Source organism: Streptomyces sp. NPDC050743 (assembly GCF_044456925.1).
GTDB lineage: Bacteria > Actinomycetota > Actinomycetes > Streptomycetales > Streptomycetaceae > Streptomyces.
Map to the genome: position 1 here is coordinate 202,634 of NZ_JBITGJ010000006.1, position 19,858 is coordinate 222,491.

General features: G+C 70.3%; 12 protein-coding genes, 1 tRNA gene and 1 pseudogene. 11 read left to right on the top strand and 3 right to left on the bottom strand.

Annotation, left to right across the window (positions count from 1 at the left end; all coding sequences use genetic code 11):
• Window positions 1-254: 254 nt before the first annotated feature.
• Window positions 255-845, bottom strand: coding sequence for a DUF308 domain-containing protein (locus tag ACIBJF_RS09965; protein WP_399173194.1), 591 nt, complete (start codon window positions 843-845; stop codon window positions 255-257).
• A 391-nt stretch (window positions 846-1,236) separates the two neighbouring features.
• On the opposite strand from ACIBJF_RS09965, the gene ACIBJF_RS09970 reads away from it, so the two are divergent.
• The 5 genes from ACIBJF_RS09970 to ACIBJF_RS09990 all read left to right on the top strand — a co-directional run bounded on the left by ACIBJF_RS09970 (window position 1,237) and on the right by ACIBJF_RS09990 (window position 9,812).
• Complete coding sequence (locus ACIBJF_RS09970) at window positions 1,237-2,310, top strand: Lrp/AsnC family transcriptional regulator (protein ID WP_399173195.1); 1,074 nt, start codon at window positions 1,237-1,239, stop codon at window positions 2,308-2,310.
• Between the two features lie 492 nt (window positions 2,311-2,802).
• On the top strand, window positions 2,803-4,236 hold the full coding sequence (locus ACIBJF_RS09975; RefSeq protein WP_399173196.1) for an ATP-binding protein: 1,434 nt from the start codon (window positions 2,803-2,805) through the stop codon (window positions 4,234-4,236).
• Window positions 4,237-4,552: 316 nt separating this feature from the next.
• Window positions 4,553-7,075 carry a DUF4132 domain-containing protein gene (locus ACIBJF_RS09980; RefSeq protein ID WP_399173197.1) on the top strand — a complete coding sequence of 841 codons (2,523 nt, stop codon included), beginning with the start codon at window positions 4,553-4,555 and terminating at the stop codon, window positions 7,073-7,075.
• A complete protein-coding gene (locus tag ACIBJF_RS09985; RefSeq protein WP_399173198.1) occupies window positions 7,075-9,420 on the top strand; it encodes a DUF4132 domain-containing protein in 2,346 nt (781 codons plus the stop codon). The genes ACIBJF_RS09980 and ACIBJF_RS09985 overlap by 1 nt, the downstream gene beginning before the upstream one ends.
• Complete coding sequence (locus tag ACIBJF_RS09990; RefSeq protein ID WP_399173199.1) at window positions 9,420-9,812, top strand: hypothetical protein; 393 nt, start codon at window positions 9,420-9,422, stop codon at window positions 9,810-9,812. The genes ACIBJF_RS09985 and ACIBJF_RS09990 overlap by 1 nt, the downstream gene beginning before the upstream one ends.
• 246 nt (window positions 9,813-10,058) lie before the next feature.
• Here ACIBJF_RS09990 and ACIBJF_RS09995 read toward each other — a convergent pair whose 3' ends face one another.
• Together ACIBJF_RS09995 and ACIBJF_RS10000 are read right to left on the bottom strand one after the other, a co-directional pair.
• Window positions 10,059-12,113 carry a SpoIIE family protein phosphatase gene (locus ACIBJF_RS09995; RefSeq protein ID WP_399173200.1) on the bottom strand — a complete coding sequence of 685 codons (2,055 nt, stop codon included), beginning with the start codon at window positions 12,111-12,113 and terminating at the stop codon, window positions 10,059-10,061.
• Between the two features lie 263 nt (window positions 12,114-12,376).
• Window positions 12,377-12,448: transfer RNA gene (locus ACIBJF_RS10000), tRNA-Arg, on the bottom strand.
• Window positions 12,449-12,730: 282 nt separating this feature from the next.
• Here ACIBJF_RS10000 and ACIBJF_RS10005 point away from each other — a divergent pair.
• The 6 genes and pseudogenes from ACIBJF_RS10005 to thrB all read left to right on the top strand — a co-directional run.
• Window positions 12,731-13,225 (top strand): annotated as a pseudogene (locus ACIBJF_RS10005) (response regulator); the annotation flags it as partial.
• 274 nt (window positions 13,226-13,499) lie between these two features.
• Entirely contained in the window at window positions 13,500-14,573 is a 1,074-nt protein-coding gene (nrtL, locus tag ACIBJF_RS10010) for an ArgS-related anticodon-binding protein NrtL (protein ID WP_399173201.1), read from the top strand.
• 53 nt (window positions 14,574-14,626) lie between these two features.
• The gene (gene lysA, locus ACIBJF_RS10015; RefSeq protein ID WP_399173202.1) at window positions 14,627-16,018 is read left to right on the top strand and encodes a diaminopimelate decarboxylase; all 1,392 of its coding nucleotides are present in this window, start codon (window positions 14,627-14,629) and stop codon (window positions 16,016-16,018) included.
• Between the two features lie 158 nt (window positions 16,019-16,176).
• Window positions 16,177-17,469: a homoserine dehydrogenase gene (locus ACIBJF_RS10020; protein WP_399173203.1), complete on the top strand. Its 1,293-nt coding sequence runs from the start codon at window positions 16,177-16,179 to the stop codon at window positions 17,467-17,469.
• 6 nt (window positions 17,470-17,475) lie between these two features.
• On the top strand, window positions 17,476-18,534 hold the full coding sequence (gene thrC, locus ACIBJF_RS10025; protein WP_351799901.1) for a threonine synthase: 1,059 nt from the start codon (window positions 17,476-17,478) through the stop codon (window positions 18,532-18,534).
• A gap of 241 nt (window positions 18,535-18,775) precedes the next feature.
• Window positions 18,776-19,693 carry a homoserine kinase gene (thrB, locus tag ACIBJF_RS10030; RefSeq protein WP_356310229.1) on the top strand — a complete coding sequence of 306 codons (918 nt, stop codon included), beginning with the start codon at window positions 18,776-18,778 and terminating at the stop codon, window positions 19,691-19,693.
• Window positions 19,694-19,858: the final 165 nt, after the last annotated feature.

A 19,858-nucleotide genomic window follows, 5' to 3' on the forward strand; every position in this document is an offset into this window, starting at 1 on the left:
AACTGCTCCAGCTCAATCGCTGGATGTTCAGGCCGGACGGAGGGCCAACCGGTCCGGCGTCTCCGTCAGTTGCTGCGAATCAAGAGGTCAATGGCGGTGAGGCGGCAGTGAGGCGTTGCGCACAGCTTCGGCAGGCGTCCTGTCCCGGAGACGGAGACGGAGACGGAGACGGAGACGGGGACGGGGACGGGGACGGAGGCGGAGGCGGAGGCGGAGGCGGGGGCATCGGCCGCCCTGCCGGCGCGTGACTCTCTTCATGCGGTTCGGGTTCGTACTTGGCGGGCTCGCCGTGCCAGCAGGCCGGCCTGGAGGATGAAGAACACGCCGCCGGCCGTGGTGTACAGGACGAGAATGCCGAGCTTGGGCTGGTCGGCGAGGGCCTGGGAGTTGTGGCCGATCCCCGCGAGGATGGACAGGCCGCCCGCGAGCAGCATCGGCCACTGCTTGCCGAGTTCGGGGCTGCGCCGCCGGAGGCCGACCAGTATCTGGGCCACGCCGGAGACGACGGCCCAGGCGCCGAACACGTGCAGCACCGCCTGTGCTCCATTGGCCCCTGCCGCGCCGAGCCCGAGGGCGACGAGGGTGCTGAGCACCCCGTTGAACAGCGTAAGGCGACGTTGCGATCCGTCCGCAAGGGCACGGAAGTCGATGAACGACGACACCGCGTCGATCAGCGGGTAGACGACCAGCAGCGTGATCGCTGCGGCGTCGAGGGAGTCGTGGTTGGCGGAGAACGCCGCGGCCCATGCCACGGCCAGGATGCCGCGGCCCAGGTACAGCCTCAGCAGCGAGGAGCGGTGGGTGTCGGCGAGGGGCGTGCGGGATGTCCGGGTGTTCGTGCTCATGGGGGGCTGGCCCTTCTCAAGGTGGAGAGTTGTGTGTGGTGATGGGGGGTGGGGGCCGATCGGATGGCGGGCCGGGCCGGGGCGCACCGCGGCGCGGCTGCCGCCAGGGCGGTCACACGGCGACGCGTGTGCGGTGTACGGCGGCGGCGCCGGAGGCTCGGGCCGCCTCGGCCTTGGGCTTGGGCGGCACGAGTGACATCACGTCTTGATTCCTTCGCATCGGGGGAGCGGCGGATAATCGGTAGGGCACGCTCGCCTGGCGGCGGAGCCAGGCACGAGGGGCCAGGCCTGGAACCCTGATTCGTTACCGCTCAAAGCGGTGACGACACGTGTGCAAGGCAGGATGCTGAAGGCCGCGCAAATGCAGGAAATCCGCACATGGGGCCTGAGGATGCAGGATGACGCCAGGCTGCTGAGCGACGACGAGCTGGCGCTCATCCATGCGATGCAGTTGCAGCCGCGAGCCTCGTGGACCGAGCTCGGCCGCGTTCTCGGCGTGGACCCGGTCACCGTCGCGCGGTGGTGGGGCCGCCTGGCAGAACGCGGCGAGGCCTGGGTCGGCTTCTCGCCGGGCCCTCGGATGGCCGAGCAGCTCTGCGCCGCCTTCGTGGACATCGACTGCGCCGCCGCGAACGCCGCCGCGGTCTCCCGTGTGCTCAGCGGCCACCCGCACGTGGTCAACCTGGAGCGGGCCGCCGGAGCGCACCAGCTGCTCGCGACCGTGGCCACCACCGACCTGGCCGCGATGTCCCCCTACACCCTCGACGTCCTGCCGACGGTGCCGGGCGTCTCCGTCGTACGAGCCCGGATCATCACCCACGTCTTCACCGAAGGCGGCCGCTGGCGGATCGGTGCACTTGCTCGAGCCCAACGAGCGCAGCTCACCGCACCGGCCGGTTCCACCACCGTGCCGCCAACTCGCCAGGTGACCACGTTCGACCGCGCGCTGATGGCTCGGCTCGCTCCCGACGGCCGGGCGTCCCACCAGGCCCTTGCCGACGCCATGGGTACCAGCGCCTCCACCGTCAAGCGCCGCCTCGACCAGCTCGCCCGGACCGGCACGCTGCGCTTCCGCTGCGACTTCGCCCGCCCACTGGGCGGCTGGCCCGTCGCCGTCACCTTCTGGGTCACAGTCCCACCCGCCGACCTGCCGGACGTCGGCCATGCCCTGGTCCGGCTGTCCGACGTCCGCGCCTGCCTCGCCATCACCGGCCCCCACAACCTCGTGCTGCAGGCCTATCTCCGTTCCGCCGAGGACGTGCTCCCGCTTCGAAACCCAGATCGCCACCGCCCACCCCGGTATCAACATCGCCGAGCGAATGATCACCTTGCGGACCGACAAACATCTCGGCCACCTACTCGACCCTCACGGACGATCCACCGGCGTCGTACCGACCGACGTCTGGTCCGACCCCGCGGAGTCCGCAAGTTCCGATCCGGCGTGAACGCGCTGCCACGTTGCTGAGAGGCGGTAGACGCAGCTCGCACCCTGCACCCACGCCACGCTGGACAAAGCCACCTGTGCGGCACCTGCCGGCACCAAACCGGATCGAGTCGGCTGCCGGCATCCGCCCTGGTCAGCGCGTGATCTCTGCTGATCCTCGGCGAGTGCCTCTGACGAGGCACTCGGAGCATGTGCAGAGGAAGGGCCGCTGGTCGGGGGCGGGCGGCTGGTGATCAAGACGGTTGTCCGGCTGAATCGATGGGCCGGCGGCGATTGACCGTAGGTTCGGGTCCCAGCGGGAGCCGCGAGCAGAGCCCGTTCGTGCCGGACCGGCTGTGACCTGCGGGATTCTCTGGTTGGACGATGTCGGTCATCTACCCAAGCCCGAAATGGTGTGGCGCGCTCGTCCATGCTGCCGACGGGTTGGCGCTGACGTGGGAAGCGAGCTAACATCTAAGTAAGATTCAATCTACGTAATATCGAAACTGCGTTTTGCTCGCGAGGGGGTCGCCTGTGGAATTCAAAGGGAGGGTGGCTGACCTGGATCTGCTGGCTCGACAGCTGGGCCTGGTGATCGAGGGCGTAGGCGCTACCCGTGGACGGGCCGTGATCATGACCGGGCGGCGCCGGGTGGGGAAGTCTCGCCTGGTCCAGGAGTTCTGCGACCGGTCCCGGGTTCCGTACGTGGTCTTCCAGGCGACCCGCGGCCGCAACGCTGTGGCCGAGCGGGCGGACTTCACTGGGGCGATCGCCCAGTCCGCCCTGGCGGGGGCGGAGCTGGTGGCCGGGCTGCAGGCCGCGGATTGGAATCAGGCGCTGCGCTCACTGGCCGTCGCGGTTCCGGACGACGCCCCGAGCATCGCGGTGATCGACGAGGTGCCGTGGCTGGTTGAGCAGGACGCGGAGTTCGAGGGGGCTCTGCAGACCGTCTGGGACCGTCACCTGTCCGCCAAGCCGGTCCTGCTCATCCTGGTCGGCAGCGACATGTCGGTGATGGAAGCGCTGCAGTCGTATGGCCGCCCGTTCTTCGGGCGGGCGGCGAAGATGACCGTACAGCCGCTGCACCTGGGCGATGTGCAGGCCATGACCGGGCTGGATGCGGCGGACGCGGTGGACGCGCTGCTGATCACGGGAGGCTTTCCGGAAATCGTTCAGTCGTGGCGGCCAGGGGCGGGCCGGGCGGACTTCCTGCGCGAGGCGGTGGCGAATCCGTTGTCTCCGCTGCTGGTCGCGGGCGAGCTGTCGCTGCTGGGGGAGTTCCCCGAGGCGTCGCACTCGCGGGCGGTGCTGGAGGCGGTGGGCAACGGCGAGCGGACCTTCTCCACCATCGCGGCACAGGCCGGGGGAACAGGTGCCCTGCCATCGGGCACGCTGTCCCCGCTGCTGAACACCCTGCAGGCCAAGCGGGTTCTGGCGGCCGACCTGCCACTGTCCGCGAAGGCCGACACCAAGAACAAGCGCTACCGCATCGCCGATCCGTATCTCCGGTTCTGGCTGGCCTTCCTGCAGCGGGGGATCCCGCTCATCGAGCGCGGCCGGGGCGATCTGGCCCTGGAGCGCATCGAGCGGTCCTGGACCACCTGGCGCGGGCGTGCGGTCGAGCCGCTCATTCGCGAGTCGCTGCAGCGGCTGCTGCCCGACGAGCGATGGCCGGAGACAGAGGCTGTCGGCGGCTGGTGGAACCGGCAGAACAATCCCGAGATCGACCTGGTTGGCACCGACCGTGAACCCGTGGCGGGCGCGGTGCACTTTGTCGGCTCCATCAAGTGGCTGGAGTCCCAACCGTTCGGCCGGCGCGAATACGACGCCCTGGCTCGGGACGTACTCGCGGTGCCCGGTGCCGGGCTGGACACCCCGCTGGTCGCGGTGTCCCGCAGCGGTGTCGTCGACAGTCTGCCGCTGGCCGCCCACTGGGGGCCTGAAGATCTGGTCCGTGCCTGGCAGTAGTGGCGAGACGGTGAGGCACGGGGTACGTGGCTCAGGATGCCCAGTGCCGATAGGCACCTCCACCAGACCCACCCCTCAGGCGCGGGTTCGGACGCGTGCGCCGCCGAGCGTGTGCGCCCGCGCGGAGGGCACCGACATGGGTACGGGTTCATCGATCGGCCCGGCCGCCATCCACCGCCGGATCCGGTTGCTCTGGTAGTCGTCGCCGTTGCGGGTGTCGAACCGGGCGACGACAGCAGCCGGACCTCGTGGTTCAACAGGCCCGAGCAAGCTGCGGATTGATCGCGTTGTCAGTCCCCCCTGTCATCATCCGGCCATGCTGTACGAAGCCCTGGTGGCCGAATCCCGTAGGAACGACTCGCTCGACGACGTGAGGTCTGCCGCGCTCTGCCGCGCCCGCTGGCTCGTCGAGCTTCTGGAACGTCAGCGGACGGAGCCCCGGTGGGACGCCTCAGCGGCGCTGGGGGGAACGGACACATTCGAGCGGATTCAGGCGACACGCGCAGCGACCCAGGCCGAGCTCGACGGGCGGCTTGCGGCCTGCTCGGAGGAGGAGGGGAGGGCGGCGGCCCTGTGCCTGATGCTGGCAGCCTGCTTCGACCACACGACCTTTTGGCAGTATGAGACCGAGATCGCGTCCCTGGTCTCGCGGTTGCGCGGCTGGACGCCCGACGAGGTCGCGGTGATGCTGCTCCGGGCCACCGAGTACGACATGGGTTTCTGGTTCGCCGATGCGCTCGGGCTGGTGCTGAAGGCCGCCGAGCAGCTCGACGCCGACGGCCGCCGTGCGGTCATGCCCTGGCTGCGGCACGCGCACGCGGAGCTCATGGACACCGATGTGGCGGCACGCCGGCGCGGACAGCTCGCCAAGCGCCTGCGCGCACTGCTCGCGAGCGTGGAGGAGGCGTCTATACCCGACGGACTGATCCCCGCTTACGCTCCTTGGGCCGCCCCGCTGAACGACCGTGCGAAGACGTCGCCGACACCCCGACTGGCGGACCTTCTGCGGCACGTGGCGAGCCTGTCGGGCCCGCGTCCCGCGCAGAGATGGCGGCGGACGTGCCTGGAACTGGCGGAGGCGGCGTCGGCGCAGGAGGTCTTGGCCGACGTCCTGCGGGCGCTGGCCGAGGGCGAGCCGCTGTGCAGCAGGGGAAGCGGTGCGCACACCGGCTGGATCGGCGGTGGTTACCACTACCACTACGTCGTCCACCAGAACGACGGCGACCTGGCGCGCGGTGTCGTCTGGGCGGCCGCGCTGACTGGCGGCCCGGCCGCGGTGCGGCACCTCGGCGCGCTCGCTCTGCGGACCGGCGCGGCCGGAACCGGCGTGATCGAGGATCCCAAGCTCGCGGGCGCGGCGATCAACGCGCTGGCCGAGACCGGCGATCCGGCCTCCCTGGAGGCCCTGTGGCGGCTGCAGTCCCGGATCAAGCACCGGGCGCTGCGCAAGCAGCTCGACACCGCGCTGGTGACGGCGGCCGGGAAGCAGGGCATCACGGCGGAGCAGCTCATCGAGCGCAGTGTCCCGGACCACGGCCTGGCGCCGGACGGTTCGCTGGAACGGGAGCTCGGCGGATACCGGGTACGGGTGGCGATCGAGGACGCGGCGACTGTGCGGCTCACCTTCACGCGTCCCGACGGGGGGACGTCCCGTACGGCTCCGGCGGCTGTGAAGGAGGGCTTCCCGGAAGAGCTGGGGGAGTTGAAGGATATGGCCAAGGCGGTGCGGGGGACGCTGTCGGGGGAGCGGGCCCGCGTCGAGGCGTTGATGTCGGCCGGGCGCGAGTGGCCGTACGACGAGTGGTGCCGCTACTACCGCGACCATCCGGTCACCGGAGTTCTCGTCCGCGGCCTGATCTGGGAGTTCCGGAACGTCGGGGATGCGGACGGCGAGTGGCGTGCGGTGGCACCGACGGCCGGGCCGCCCGGCGAGCCCGAGCGCGTCCGGTTGTGGCATCCGATCCGGGCGCAGGCGCACGACATCAGGGCGTGGCGGGAGCGGCTCGTCGCCGAGCGGCTGCGGCAGCCGTTCAAACAGGCCTTCCGGGAGATCTACCTGCTCACCCCGGCGGAGGAGGAGACCGGCGTCTACTCCAACCGGTTCGCCGCCCACATTGTCCACTACCGGCAGCTCTACGCGCTGTTCAAGGAACGCGGCTGGCAGGCCAACTTCCTCGGCCGCTACGACGGCGGCTACGACGGGCAGGCGCGGGCCGAGTTCGGCGACGGCCAGTGGCGGGCCTGCTTCCACCACGAGCCCGCAGCCGACGACGGCGGCGGCTACGCGCCCGAGCACGCCGCGACGGACCAGGTCCGCTTCGAGCGGCGGGACGGCCGGCGCTGGCGGGAGGTTCCGCTGGCGGAGGTGCCCCCGCTGGTGTTCAGCGAGGCGATGCGCGACGTCGACCTGTTCGTGGGCGTGACCTCGATCGCCGCCGACCCCGACTGGAGCGACCGGGGCGAGGACCGCTACGCCGGCTACTGGCGGACGGCCACGTTCGGCGCGCTGACGGCGAGCGCCGAGGTCCGCCGCGAGGCGCTGGAACGGATCCTGCCGCGCCTGAAGATCGCCGCCCGGTGCTCGCTCGAAGGCCGCTTCCTGCTGGTCCGCGGGGACCTGGGCACGTACAAGATCCACCTGGGCTCCGCCAACATCCTGATGGAACCGGACGACGCCTACCTGTGCATCGTCCCGTCACGAGGCAAGGGCGACGGCAAGGTCTTCCTGCCGTTCGAGGACGAGCGGCTGTCCCTGATCCTCAGCAAGGCGTTCCTGCTTGCGGCCGACACCGAGATCACCGACAGGACGATCCTCCGCCAGATCAAGAGGGGGGCCTGATGGACCTCGCAGCCCGGCTGATGCGCGCGCTGACCGACCCGGACTTCACACTCGACGACGAGGACAGCCACCCGGATCTGTCGCAGGTCTCCGACGAGGAACTCGGCAGCCTGCTCGTGGCGGCCCACCGGGTGGAAGCCTCGGCCACGCACGCGATGACGAGGGTCCGCTTCGCGGTCGAGGACGCGGCCAGGGAACGGCAGCCGCGTTACACACCCGACGCGTGCCGCCGGATGTTCCAAGCACTCGCCGAATGGTACGAGGTGCGCGGGTGGGCGGACCTCACCCCGGGTCTGGACGCGCTGGAGCACTGCACCGGGCCGCTGCCCGACGTCTCCGCACCTGCCCGTGCCCTGGTCGAGCTGTGGGTGGAGAAGGACACGGTACGTCAGCCGTACGCGCTCCTCGCGATCGCACGGCTCGCCGGCGACGGACCACTGCGCGCGGCCGTGGAGCGTCTCTCTCGTGACGCGGGCCCCATCGTCGCGGACGAGATCGCCGCCATCGCCGGCCTCGCCCCGGCTGAACAGGCGCTGCTGTCCGAGTTCGACCGGTACCACAGGCTCGACTCACCGCCCGCGTACGTATGGCGCCGGTCGGCGGACAACCCTGCCTATGCGGCGTTCGCCCGCCGTGCGCTGGAAGCGGCGGCCGACCGCACCGAGTCCATCCGGGTGGGCGAGATCCCCTACCGGGCGGACAAGGCGTTCACGGACCGGGAGATCACCACGCTCGGACGGGCCCTGCGGGTGGCGCTGGTCCGCGACGAGCCCTGGCTGCCCGAGCTGTTCGAGCGGCTGCTGCCCGGCATCGCTCTCGCCCCGACGTCGGCCAAGACGCTTCCGTCGCAGGCCTTGCTGTACGAGGTGGTCCGCGCCGCGCAGGACTTCCCGACGCCCGAGTTGGTGACCGCGATCCGCACCGTGCGCCGGACCGTCCGGCACGCCGGGGTGCCCAAGCAACTCGACAAGATGCTCAAGAAGGTCGACGCGGCCCTGGCCGAACGCACCGACGTGGCGCTACGGCTCCCGCGGCTGGGGTTCGACACCGCACCCATCGGTGGCTCCGCCGCGGGCAGCGTCCTGCGCCGGACGGCCGGCGACTACCAGGCCGTCGTCACGGTCACCGAGACGGCGACGCTGTCCTGGGAGAAGGACGGCCGTCCGCTGCGCAGCGTCCCCGCGCCGGTCCGCCGCGACCACGCTGCCCTGGTCAAGGAACTTCGCGAGCTGGTGAAGCGAGTCAACGCCCAACTCGCCACCTTGATCCGCGCCTTGGAAGGCGGCTACACCGCCGACACCGTTCACCCGTACGGCTGGTGGCGCACCGACCTGGCCGGCCACCCCCTCGCCCGCACCCTCGTACGCCGGCTGATCTGGGAGATCGAGGTCGCACCGGGTGAGTGGCGGGCCGTACTGCCCGAGACGGACGAGCACCTTCCCGACGCGCCCGACGACGCCTCCGTACGACTCTGGCACCCGCTCCGCTCCGAGCCGGACGCCGTGCGGGCCTGGCGGGACCTGCTCACCGAGCGGTGCATACGGCAACCCTTCAAACAGGCGTTCCGCGAGATCTACCTCCTCACCCCGGCCGAGGAGCACACCCGCGTCTACTCCAACCGCTTCGCCGCCCACCTCGTTCACTACCGCACGATGTTCGCCCTGTTCCGGGCCCGGGGATGGAAGAGCCGCCTGCTCGGCCCCTGGGACGGCGGGGACTGCGACGCAGCCGAGCGCACCCTGGCGGCCGGGGGATGGCGGGTCCGCTTCATCCACAACTGGGCCGACTGGGCGGGCGAGGACGAACTGGCCTCGACCGACCAGGTGCGATTCGACCGCCGGGTGCAGGACGCCTGGCGCGAGGCACCGCTCGCCGACGCGCCCCCGCTGGTGTTCAGTGAGGCGATGCGCGACGTGGACCTCTTCGTCGGCGTGACCTCGATCGCCGCTGATCCCGACTGGACCGACGGCGGCCCTCAGCGCACCTACTGGGAACGGGCAGGGTTCGCCGAGCTGACGGAGAGCGCCGAGGCGCGCCGCGATGTGCTGGGGCGTATCCTGCCGCGCCTGAAGATCGCCGACCGGTGCACGCTCGAAGGCCGCTTCCTCATCGTCCGCGGCGAGCTGCGCACGTACAAGATCCACCTGGGCTCGGCCAACATCCTGATGGAACCGGACGACAGCTACCTGTGCATCGTTCCGTCACGGCGCTCGGGAGAGGGCAAGGTGTTCCTGCCGTTCGAGGACGCCCGGCTCTCCCTGATCCTCAGCAAGGCATTCCTGCTCGCGGCCGACACCGAGATCACCGACGAGTCCATCCTCATGCAGATCAAGCGAGGTGTCTGATGGCAACCGTGACGTTCCGGGACGAGACCGCGACGGGCAAGCCGCTCACCGAGTGGGAGGTCACCGGCGTGCCGGAACGGATGACCGTACGGGAGCTGATCAGGCTCCGGGTCAGCGAGGAGGTCGCCCGGCACAACGCCCGCCCGAGCAACCGCTTCAACGGGCTCGTCCGCCCCGACGACGCCGAGACGGAGCTGAACGGCTACCGACTCCGCGAACCCCGCCGCATCGACTGGGAGCGCCAGGCCGAGATCGCCGAGCGCGCCTTCCTGGCCAACGGGTTCTTCGTGCTGGCCGGCGATCGCCAGGTCGAGGACCTTGACGAGATCGTGGACCTCACCGTCGATCCCGACCTGATCTTCATCAAGCTCGTCGCCCTCGTCGGCGGCTGAGAGACCGGCCCTTGTCGAGTCACTGCACCTTTCCGCCCCAGGCACAAGCACATGAACGGGCCACCAAGACCGGCGACAGCAGCGTTCCCAGGTCTGGGCACTCCAGGCAGGATTCGAACCTGCGCACACGGCTCTGGCGCCGTTGAGGGAGGTTTTCGAAGTCTCAACCCATCGGAGCAAGAGACCCGTTGGACTTCTGTCCTGCCGCGCTCGACCTGCCTCAACCTCACGCGCTGGTCCATTGGGTTATAGAGCCAGCTCGGCCCAGACGGTCTTGCCGTCGGGGGAGTAGCGGACGCCCCAATTCTGGGCGAGTTGGGCGATGATGAACAGACCACGCCCGCCTTCGTCGATGGTCTTGGCGTGGCGCAGCCGCGGCGCGACGGCATTGCCGTCGTGGACCTCGCAGGTGAGTGTGCGGTCCTTGATGAGCCGCAGTCGCAGGGGCGGGGCGCCGTAGCGGATGCCGTTGGTGACCAGTTCGCTGACGATCATCTGGGTGGCGTAGGCGGTTTCGTCATCCACTCCCCACAGGGTGAGCTGGTGCAAGGCGTGGCTGCGCGCCGTGGTGACGGCTTTGGGGTGGTGGCCGAGATGCCACGCGGCGACCTGCTCGGCGGGGAATGCGTGCGTGCGGGCGAGGAGGAGGACGATGTCGCCCTGGCAGGTGCCTCCCCGCAGCCGGTAGAGCACCTCATCGCACAGATCCTGCAGTGGCCGGTCAGGGTGGGCCAGCACCTGTTGAAGGGTGTCCGGGGAGGGGGAGGCGTCCAGGAGGGACTCGGTGTAGAAGGCGAGGACACTGCCGTCGGCGACGGGGATCGTGGCGGAGGGGAAGGGGGGTCCGTCGACAGTGCCCAAGGGAGGTCCGCTCGGCGGGTTGAGGACTTCGGTCCTGCCGTCGGGATGGGCGATGACGGGTGGGGGGTGGCCGGCCAGGGCGATGGTGCAGGTCCGGGCGAGGGGGTCGTAGACCGCGTACACGCAGCTTCCCGTGACCGGCATGGCGTCGCTGGGCGGCAGAGCCGCCTGTTCCTGGGCCAGGCTTACGGTGGCGTCGTTGAGGCGTGCGACGAGTTCGTCGGGCTCCAGGTCGAGTGCGGCCAGGGCGTGGCTGGCGGTTCGTATCTGTCCCAGCGCGGTGGCCGCGTGGATGCCTTGTCCTTTGTTTTCGCCGACCACCAGTGCGGTGCGGGCGCCGGGCAGGGCGAAGGTGTCGAATCCGCTGCCTCCGCCGAGCTGGGAGGGCACGTGCAGGTGTGCGGTTTCCACGGTGATCTGCGTCGCGGGGCACGGAGGTAGCACACGGCGCTGGATCGTCAAGGCGATGGTGTGTTCCCGGGTGTAGCGGCGGGCGTTGTCGATGCATAGGGAGCTGTAAGCGCCTATTGCGACGGCGAGGGCGACATCGTCCGTGTCATACACGTGCGCCTCGTGGGTGCGGTACAGGCTCAGCAGACCCAGCACGGTTCGACGCAACGTCAGGGGTACTGTGATGAGAGAGCGGGCGCCGGACGCACGGATTGCCTCACTGCGTGGCGGGTCGGCCGCCAGCCAGGGCGTATCGGAGCCCAAGGCGACAAGGCGGGGTTTGAGGTCGGCGAGCGTTTGGGCGTAGGGCGTCGAAAACGGCAGAGCGCGCACGTCACCCACGGGATGCGCCTGAATGTGCTCGTCACCGGCGCGGTGGCCGTAGGCAACACGGCGTAGCGGCACCTCCCGTCCGAGGGGACTCGGCGGAGGGTTTTCGCCGCGGATCACTGAGTCCACGACTTCCACCACGGCGATGTCGGCGAGGTCCGGCACCACCGCCCGCACCAGTTCCTCGCAGGTGGCCACCACGTCGAGGGTCTGCCCCACGTGCTCGCGCATCGAGGCGAGGACGCGCAGGCGGGCGGCCAGCTGCTCGCTTTCGGTGACATCGAGCATCTCCGCCAGCAGTCCCAGGACCTTTCCCTGCGGGCTCTCGAGACGGGATACGGAGACGGAGAACAAGTGCTCCGGCCCCGGCGAGCTCTTCGGACGTACCCCCACTAGTCGCCTCCGTGCGGGAGCGCCGCTCTCCAGCACGTCGTGCAGCATCGCCAGGACGTCATCCGGCGCGGAAAGGTCGTATACGTCAGTGAGGCGTCGGCCCGTGACCTGGTCAGGGGGCAGTTTGTGCAGAACCGGCCTGATGATGTTGATCCGCAGGACTCGCAGTTCCGTATCCAGGATCACCAAGCCGGTAGGGGATCGGTGGAACAGGGCGTCGAATGCGGCAGCATCCGTGACGGGCGAGGAAGCTTCGTTTGGTGCCACGGCGCTTCACCTCCACCACCCAGCCTGCTCCTGGTTCTTTTGCGCCGCTCCCCCGCCCGGGAGAACGTAAAAGGACGGCGGGGGTCCAGAGGGAGTCTTGGCGGCCGGCCTGCCGGGCTTGGCGCATGAGGTGCATGTGTCGGAGGTGTGTCGCGACCACCGAGAGACAACGAGAGAGGGCGGGAGTCAGTGAGACTGACTCCCGCCCTCTTCTGTCGGCATCCGCCCTGGTCAGCGCTTGATCTCTGCTGATCCTCGGCGAGTGCCCCCGGCAGGATTCGAACCTGCGCACACGGCTCCGGAGGCCGTTGCTCTATCCCCTGAGCTACGGGGGCGTGTCGGCTGCGGAGCTCTTTGCTCGCGGCGACGGGTAGAAGACTAGCAGGTCCGGCGGGGTGATCAGGAACCCGTTTCTTCGGCGGCGAACAGGGCGGGGCGCTTGCCCGGGGGGAACGGGGCCTGTGTGCGGTGAGCCGGCCCGTTCCTGCCGCGGTGGGGCAGGGGTGGAAACGGGGTGTGGCCGGGGCGGGGAGGTTGTCTGGGCGCGGCGGGCTGTACCTGTTCGGAGCAGGCCCGTGGCCTCTGTGCGGTGGACGGGTCCCCTGTACGGGGTGGAAGTGGGGAAAACCCGGACGCGGTGGCCGGTCCGGACCTACTCTCGACTTGTGCCAGGCGCCTCGGGTCGGGTGCTTGTTGTAGACGACAACAAGGTCATCCGGCAGCTGATCAGGGTCAACCTCGAGCTGGAAGGGCTGGAGGTCGTGACCGCGGCCGATGGTGCCGAGTGTCTGGATGTGGTGCACCAGGTGCGGCCCGATGTCGTGACGCTCGATGTCGTCATGCCCCGGCTGGACGGCCTGCGCACCGCCGCCCGGCTCCGCGCCGACCCCCGCACGCACCATCTGCCCCTCGCCATCATCAGCGCGTGCACGCAGTACGAGGTCGACACCGGTCTCGACGTCGGCGTGGACGCCTTCCTCGCCAAGCCCTTCGAGCCCGCCGAACTCGTACGCCTCGTCAAGCAGCTGATCGAGCGCGCGGGCGACGGTGACGGGGGAGAGGGAGGACAGGGAGGCGGAGGGCGTCGCGGCGGCGGTGGGAGCGGCGGCGGGGATGGTGACGGGGACGGGGACGGTGATGCTGGCGCGGATGGAGGCGGGGGCAACGGCAGGGTCCTGCGGAGCCTCGCCGATGGCGACTCCGGTGGGATCTCCGACGGGATCGACGACGGGATCGACGACGGGATCTCCGACGGCGTACCGGGTGGGATTTCGTCCGGTGGTTAGGTGGTCAGGGATCGGATGCGGATCCGTGGCCGGTCAGAGGGCCGTCCCACAGTAAGGACCGTCTCCGCTACCCAGCCCCTTCCTCCCCTACGCTTGTCCCGTGACCCCCGTCGAGTTGTCCCGCACCGTGCTGCACGCGGTGCGTTGTGCTGTCGATGACGGGGAGCTGAGTGTGAGCGTGCCCGAGCGGGTCGTGGTGACCGAGCCGGGGCCCGGGGGGTGCGGGGACTTCGCCACCAACGTCGCTCTGCAGCTCGCCCGGCCGGCCGGGCAGCCCCCGCTGCGGGTCGCCGAGATTCTGCGGCCCCGGCTCGTCGGTGCCGACGGCATCCGCGATGTCGTCGTGACCGGGCCCGGGTTTCTGAACATCAGCCTCGACGCGCGGGCCGACCTCGTCACCGGGCTCGTCCGGGAGATCCGGGAGCGTGGGGCGTCGTACGGTCATGGTGACGCCCTCGCCGGGCAGGTCGTCGCGCTGCGGGTGCCGTACGAGGTGCGGGCCGAGGTCGTCGCGGACGCCGTCGTACGGATCGTCGCCACGCAGGGCGGGCGGGCCACCGTCGAGCACGGTGAGCCCGTCAATCTGCGGCCCGTGCCCGCGCCGGAGGATCCCGCGCCGCTGGGCCACGACGCCTCCCAGTGGGCCCTGCTGCACCCCGCCCCGCACGACCGGCCCCGGATCACCGCCGATCATCTGGTCCAGCAGGAGAGCAATCCGCTGTTCCGGGTGCGGTACGCCCACGCCCGCATCCGGTCCCTCAGCCGCAACGCCGCCCGCTTGGGCTTCACCGCCGAACCCGGCCCGCTCGACGCCTGCCCCTCCCTCGACGCCGGTCCGACGCGTACCAGCCCCTCCGCGGACGCCGCCACGCCCACCACCGCCAACGGCACCCACAGCGCCAACGGCACCCCCATCCCCACCCTCCTCACCCCCCTGACCGACCACCCCCGCATCCTCACCGCGGCCGCCACCCACCGTGCCCCGGACCGGCTTGCCCGGCATCTCGTCACCGTTGCCGATGCCGTGCTGCCCTTTCTGCCCTCCGTGCTGCCCTGCGGCGAGGAGAAACCCTCGGCCGCCCACCGCGCCCGGCTCGCGCTCGCCGAAGCCGCCGGGACGGTGCTGGCCGGCGGCCTGTCCCTGCTCGGCATCGACGCACCCGAACACCTCTGAGGCCCCTCGCGAGAGACGCCCGGAGAGAGACAGAGAGTCTGAGAGTCACCGTCATGAGCCGTTCCGCCCATCCCGCCGGTCCCCGTCACGCCGACGTCCTGCCCGAGGGGCACTACTACGCGCCGCCCGCCGACCTCAACGCCCTCGACCACAAGGTCTGGGCCCAGACCGTCGGGCGCAACGACGACGGGGTCGTCACCGTCGGCGGCGTCGATGTGAAGACGCTCGCCGAAGAGCACGGCACCCCGGCCTACGTCCTCGACGAGGCCGACTTCCGTGCACGCGCGCGTGCGTGGCGTACCGCCTTCGGGGCCGACGCCGACGTGTTCTACGCCGGGAAGGCGTTCCTGTCCCGTGCCGTCGTGCGGTGGCTCGACGAGGAAGGGCTCAACCTCGACGTGTGCTCCGGGGGCGAGCTGGCCACCGCCCTGTCCGCCGGCATGCCGGCCGAGCGCATCGCCTTCCACGGCAACAACAAGTCCACGGACGAGATCCGTCGCGCCATCGAGGCCGGGGTCGGGCGGATCGTGCTCGACTCCTTCCAGGAGATCGTGCGCGTCGCCCACATCGCGCAGTCCCTGGGCAAGCGGCAGAAGGTCCAGATTCGGATCACCGTCGGGGTCGAGGCCCACACGCACGAGTTCATCGCCACCGCCCACGAGGACCAGAAGTTCGGGATTCCGCTGGCCGGGGGGCAGGCCGCGGAGGCCGTGCGGCGGGCGCTGCAGCTCGACGGGCTCGAGCTGATCGGGATCCACTCCCACATCGGGTCGCAGATCTTCGACATGTCCGGCTTCGAGGTCGCCGCGCACCGAGTCGTCGGGCTGCTCAAGGACATTCGGGACGAGCACGGCGTCGAGCTGCCCGAGATCGACCTCGGCGGTGGTCTCGGGATCGCCTACACCAGCGACGACGACCCCCGCGAACCCCACGAGATCGCCAAGGCGCTCACCGAGATCGTCACGCGCGAGTGCGAGGCCGCCCGGCTGCGCACCCCCCGCATCTCCGTCGAGCCCGGGCGCGCCATCGTCGGGCCGACCGCCTTCACGCTCTACGAGGTCGGCACCGTCAAGCCTCTGGAGGGGCTGCGGACGTACGTGTCCGTCGACGGCGGCATGTCCGACAACATCCGCACGGCCCTGTACGACGCCGAGTACAGCGTCGCCCTGGTGTCCCGGACCTCCGGCGCCGAGCCCGTGCTCGCCCGTGTGGTCGGCAAGCACTGCGAGAGCGGGGACATCGTGGTCAAGGACGCGTTCCTGCCGGCGGACCTGGCGCCGGGGGATCTCATCGCCGTACCGGCCACGGGCGCTTACTGCCGGTCCATGGCCAGCAACTACAACCATGTGCTGCGGCCGCCCGTCGTCGCGGTGAAGGACGGCGAGGCACGGGTGATCGTCCGGCGCGAGACGGAGGAGGACCTCCTGCGCCTCGACGTCGGCTGACACCGGCGCATCACACCAGCTCATGGGGACGGAAGATCTACGGTCTTCCACCCCTGTACAAATGAAATAGATGTCTCACGATCCGGACGAAGGGTAGAAACTCCCGTCCGGTGAGTGAGACTGGTCCAACCGTAGACGGTATGAGGAAACGAGGTCGGATGATGCGTACGCGTCCGCTGAAGGTGGCGCTGCTGGGCTGTGGGGTTGTCGGCTCAGAGGTGGCGCGCATCATGACGACGCACGCCGACGACCTCGCGGCGAGGATCGGAGCGCCCGTGGAGCTCGCGGGCGTGGCCGTACGGCGCCCCGGCAAGGTGCGCGAGGGCATCGACCCGTCTCTCGTCACCACCGACGCCACCGCCCTCGTCAAACGCGGGGACATCGACGTGGTGGTCGAGGTGATCGGCGGGATCGAGCCCGCGCGGACCCTGATCACCGCCGCCTTCGAGCACGGCGCCTCCGTCGTCTCCGCCAACAAGGCCCTGCTCGCCCAGGACGGGGCCGCCCTGCACGCCGCGGCGGGGGAGAACGACAAGGACCTCTACTACGAGGCCGCCGTCGCCGGCGCCATCCCGCTGATCCGCCCGCTGCGCGAGTCCCTCGCCGGCGACAAGATCAACCGGGTGATGGGGATCGTCAACGGCACGACCAACTTCATCCTCGACAAGATGGACTCCACCGGCGCCGGATACCAGGAGGCGCTCGACGAGGCCACGGCCCTCGGGTACGCCGAAGCCGATCCGACCGCCGACGTCGAGGGCTTCGACGCCGCCGCCAAGGCCGCCATCCTCGCCGGGATCGCCTTCCACACGCGCGTGCGCCTCGACGACGTCTACCGCGAGGGCATGACCGAGGTCACCGCCGCCGACTTCCGCTCGGCGAAGGAGATGGGCTGCACCATCAAGCTGCTCGCCATCTGCGAGCGGTCGAAGGACGGGGCGTCCGTCACCGCGCGCGTGCATCCCGCCATGATTCCGCTGACCCACCCGCTCGCCTCCGTGCGCGGCGCGTACAACGCCGTCTTCGTGGAGAGCGATGCCGCCGGTCAGCTGATGTTCTACGGCCCCGGCGCCGGCGGTTCCCCGACCGCCTCCGCCGTGCTCGGCGACCTCGTCGCCGTCTGCCGCAACCGGCTCAACGGCGCAACGGGGCCCGGTGAGTCGGCGTACGCCGCCCTGACCGTCTCGCCCATGGGCGAGGTCGTCACGCGCTACCACATCAGCCTCGACGTCGCCGACAAACCGGGCGTTCTCGCCCAGGTCGCGACCGTGTTCGCGGAGCACGGGGTGTCGATCGATACGGTGCGCCAGCAGGGCAAGGACGGCGAGGCCTCCCTCGTCGTCGTCACCCACCGCGCGTCCGACGCCTCCCTCACCGGGACCGTCGAGGCGCTGCGCAAGCTCGACACCGTGCGGGGTGTCGCCAGCATCATGCGGGTTGAAGGAGAGTAACCAGCAATGACCCACCAGTGGCGCGGAATCATCGAGGAGTACCGGGACCGGCTGCCGGTATCCGACACCACGCCGGTCGTGACGCTCCGCGAGGGCGGCACGCCCCTCGTGCCCGCGCAGGTGCTCTCCGAGCGCACGGGCTGTGAGGTCCACCTGAAGGTGGAGGGGGCCAACCCCACCGGGTCCTTCAAGGACCGCGGCATGACCATGGCCATCTCCAAGGCCAAGGAGGCGGGGGCGAAGGCGGTGATCTGCGCCTCCACCGGCAACACGTCGGCCTCCGCCGCCGCTTACGCCGTGCGGGCCGGCATGGTCTCGGCCGTGCTCGTCCCGCAGGGCAAGATCGCCCTCGGCAAGATGGGCCAGGCCCTCGTGCACGGCGCGAAGATCCTCCAGGTCGACGGCAACTTCGACGACTGCCTCACCCTCGCTCGCTCGCTGAGCGAGAACTACCCGGTGGCGCTGGTCAATTCGGTCAACCCGGTGCGTATCGAGGGCCAGAAGACGGCCTCCTTCGAGATCGTGGACATGCTCGGCGACGCACCCGACATCCACGTCCTGCCGGTGGGCAACGCGGGCAACATCACCGCCTACTGGAAGGGCTACAAGGAGTACGCCGCCGACGGCATCGCCTCCGGGACCCCCCGGATGTGGGGCTTCCAGGCCTCCGGCAGCGCCCCGATCGTGCGCGGCGAGGTGGTCAAGGACCCGTCGACCATCGCCACCGCCATCCGCATCGGCAACCCCGCCTCCTGGCAGTACGCCCTCGCCGCGCGCGACGAGTCGGGCGGCGTCATCGACGAGGTGACGGACCGTGAAATCCTGCGCGCCTACCGTCTGTTGGCCGCGCAGGAGGGCGTCTTCGTGGAGCCCGCCTCCGCCGCCTCCGTGGCCGGTCTACTGAAGGCCGCCGAGCAGGGCAAGGTCGACCCGGGGCAGCGCATCGTGTGCACCGTCACGGGCAACGGCCTCAAGGACCCCGACTGGGCCGTCGCCGGCGCCCCGCAGCCGGTCACCGTCCCGGTCGACGCGGCGGCCGCCGCCGAGCGCCTCGGCCTCGCCTGAATCCTGGAAAAACCCCTGACAGGGTGCACAGGGGGCTTACGACACGCATCGTGCGCCTCCTGTGCGCCCTATGTCGCCACAGAACCTTCCTTCGATAGGCTGTACTGAACCCGCCCGTCGCATATGCCCGGCACAGGGCTGTGCACATGGGCGACGCCGCGCCGTCCGCGCGGGCGGAGGGTCTCCACGTACGTATCGAATGTCTTCGACAGTCACGCAGCTCAAGGAGAGTCAACGAGCGATGGCCGGTCCAGCGTTCCGCGCCGCCGCCGTCCGGGTGCGCGTTCCCGCCACCAGCGCCAATCTCGGCCCGGGCTTCGACGCCCTCGGCCTCGCGCTGGGGCTCTACGACGACGTGGTCGTCCGGGTGGCCGACTCCGGGCTGCACATCGACATCGCGGGGGAGGGCAGCGAGACCCTTCCGCGTGACGAGTCTCACCTTCTGGTCCGCTCCCTGCGCACCGCCTTCGACCTGCTGGGCGGACAGCCCCGCGGCCTGGAGATCGTCTGCGCCAACCGCATCCCGCACGGCCGTGGCCTCGGCTCCTCCTCCGCCGCCATCTGCGCCGGCATCGTCGCCGCCCGCGCGGTGACCATAGGCGGCGAGGCCCGCCTGGACGACGCGGCGCTGCTGGAGTTGGCCACCGAGATCGAGGGCCACCCCGACAACGTGGCCGCGTGTCTGCTCGGCGGCTTCACCCTGTCCTGGATGGAGTCCGGCGCCGCCCGGGCGATCAGGATGGAGCCCAGTGATTCCATCGTTCCGGTGGTTTTCGTGCCCGGTAAGCCGGTCCTGACCGAGACCGCGCGCGGCCTGCTGCCGCGCACCGTGCCGCACGTCGACGCCGCTACCAACGCGGGCCGTGCCGCCCTGCTCGTCGAGGCGCTCACCCGGCGCCCCGAGCTGCTGCTGCCCGCCACCGAGGACCGCCTCCACCAGGAGTACCGCGCCCCCGCCATGCCGGAGAGCGCCGCGCTGGTGGAGCGGCTGCGCGCCGACGGCGTCCCGGCTGTCATCTCGGGCGCCGGACCCACCGTCATGGCGCTGGCCGACGCCGACAGCGCCGACAAGGTCGCCCACCTCGCGGGCGCGGGCTGGGCCGCGAACCGGCTGGACCTCGACGTCCAGGGAGCGAGCGTGCTGCCGCTTGCGACCTGACACACGGTTGCCGGATTTGGAGAGGGGGAATGTTTGTTGGATCCGGTAGTGTTAACCTCAAGTCTGCACCCGACCCCACCATGGCGAGGTGCCTCGTGTCCCAGTCCGGGACAGACATTCTTCCGGGAGCCTCCCACGCCACTCCGTGTTCCGTGCGCCGTACCT

Bases quoted from the DNA above. Each gene is read 5' to 3' on its own strand.
- ACIBJF_RS09965 (WP_399173194.1), bottom strand. From the start codon at position 845: ATGAGCACGAACACCCGGACATCCCGCACGCCCCTCGCCGACACCCAC.
- ACIBJF_RS09970 (WP_399173195.1), top strand. From the start codon at position 1,237: ATGCAGGATGACGCCAGGCTGCTGAGCGACGACGAGCTGGCGCTCATC.
- ACIBJF_RS09980 (WP_399173197.1), top strand. From the start codon at position 4,553: ATGCTGTACGAAGCCCTGGTGGCCGAATCCCGTAGGAACGACTCGCTC.
- ACIBJF_RS09985 (WP_399173198.1), top strand. From the start codon at position 7,075: ATGGACCTCGCAGCCCGGCTGATGCGCGCGCTGACCGACCCGGACTTC.
- ACIBJF_RS09990 (WP_399173199.1), top strand. From the start codon at position 9,420: ATGGCAACCGTGACGTTCCGGGACGAGACCGCGACGGGCAAGCCGCTC.
- lysA (WP_399173202.1), top strand. From the start codon at position 14,627: ATGAGCCGTTCCGCCCATCCCGCCGGTCCCCGTCACGCCGACGTCCTG.
- ACIBJF_RS10020 (WP_399173203.1), top strand. From the start codon at position 16,177: ATGATGCGTACGCGTCCGCTGAAGGTGGCGCTGCTGGGCTGTGGGGTT.
- thrC (WP_351799901.1), top strand. From the start codon at position 17,476: ATGACCCACCAGTGGCGCGGAATCATCGAGGAGTACCGGGACCGGCTG.
- thrB (WP_356310229.1), top strand. From the start codon at position 18,776: ATGGCCGGTCCAGCGTTCCGCGCCGCCGCCGTCCGGGTGCGCGTTCCC.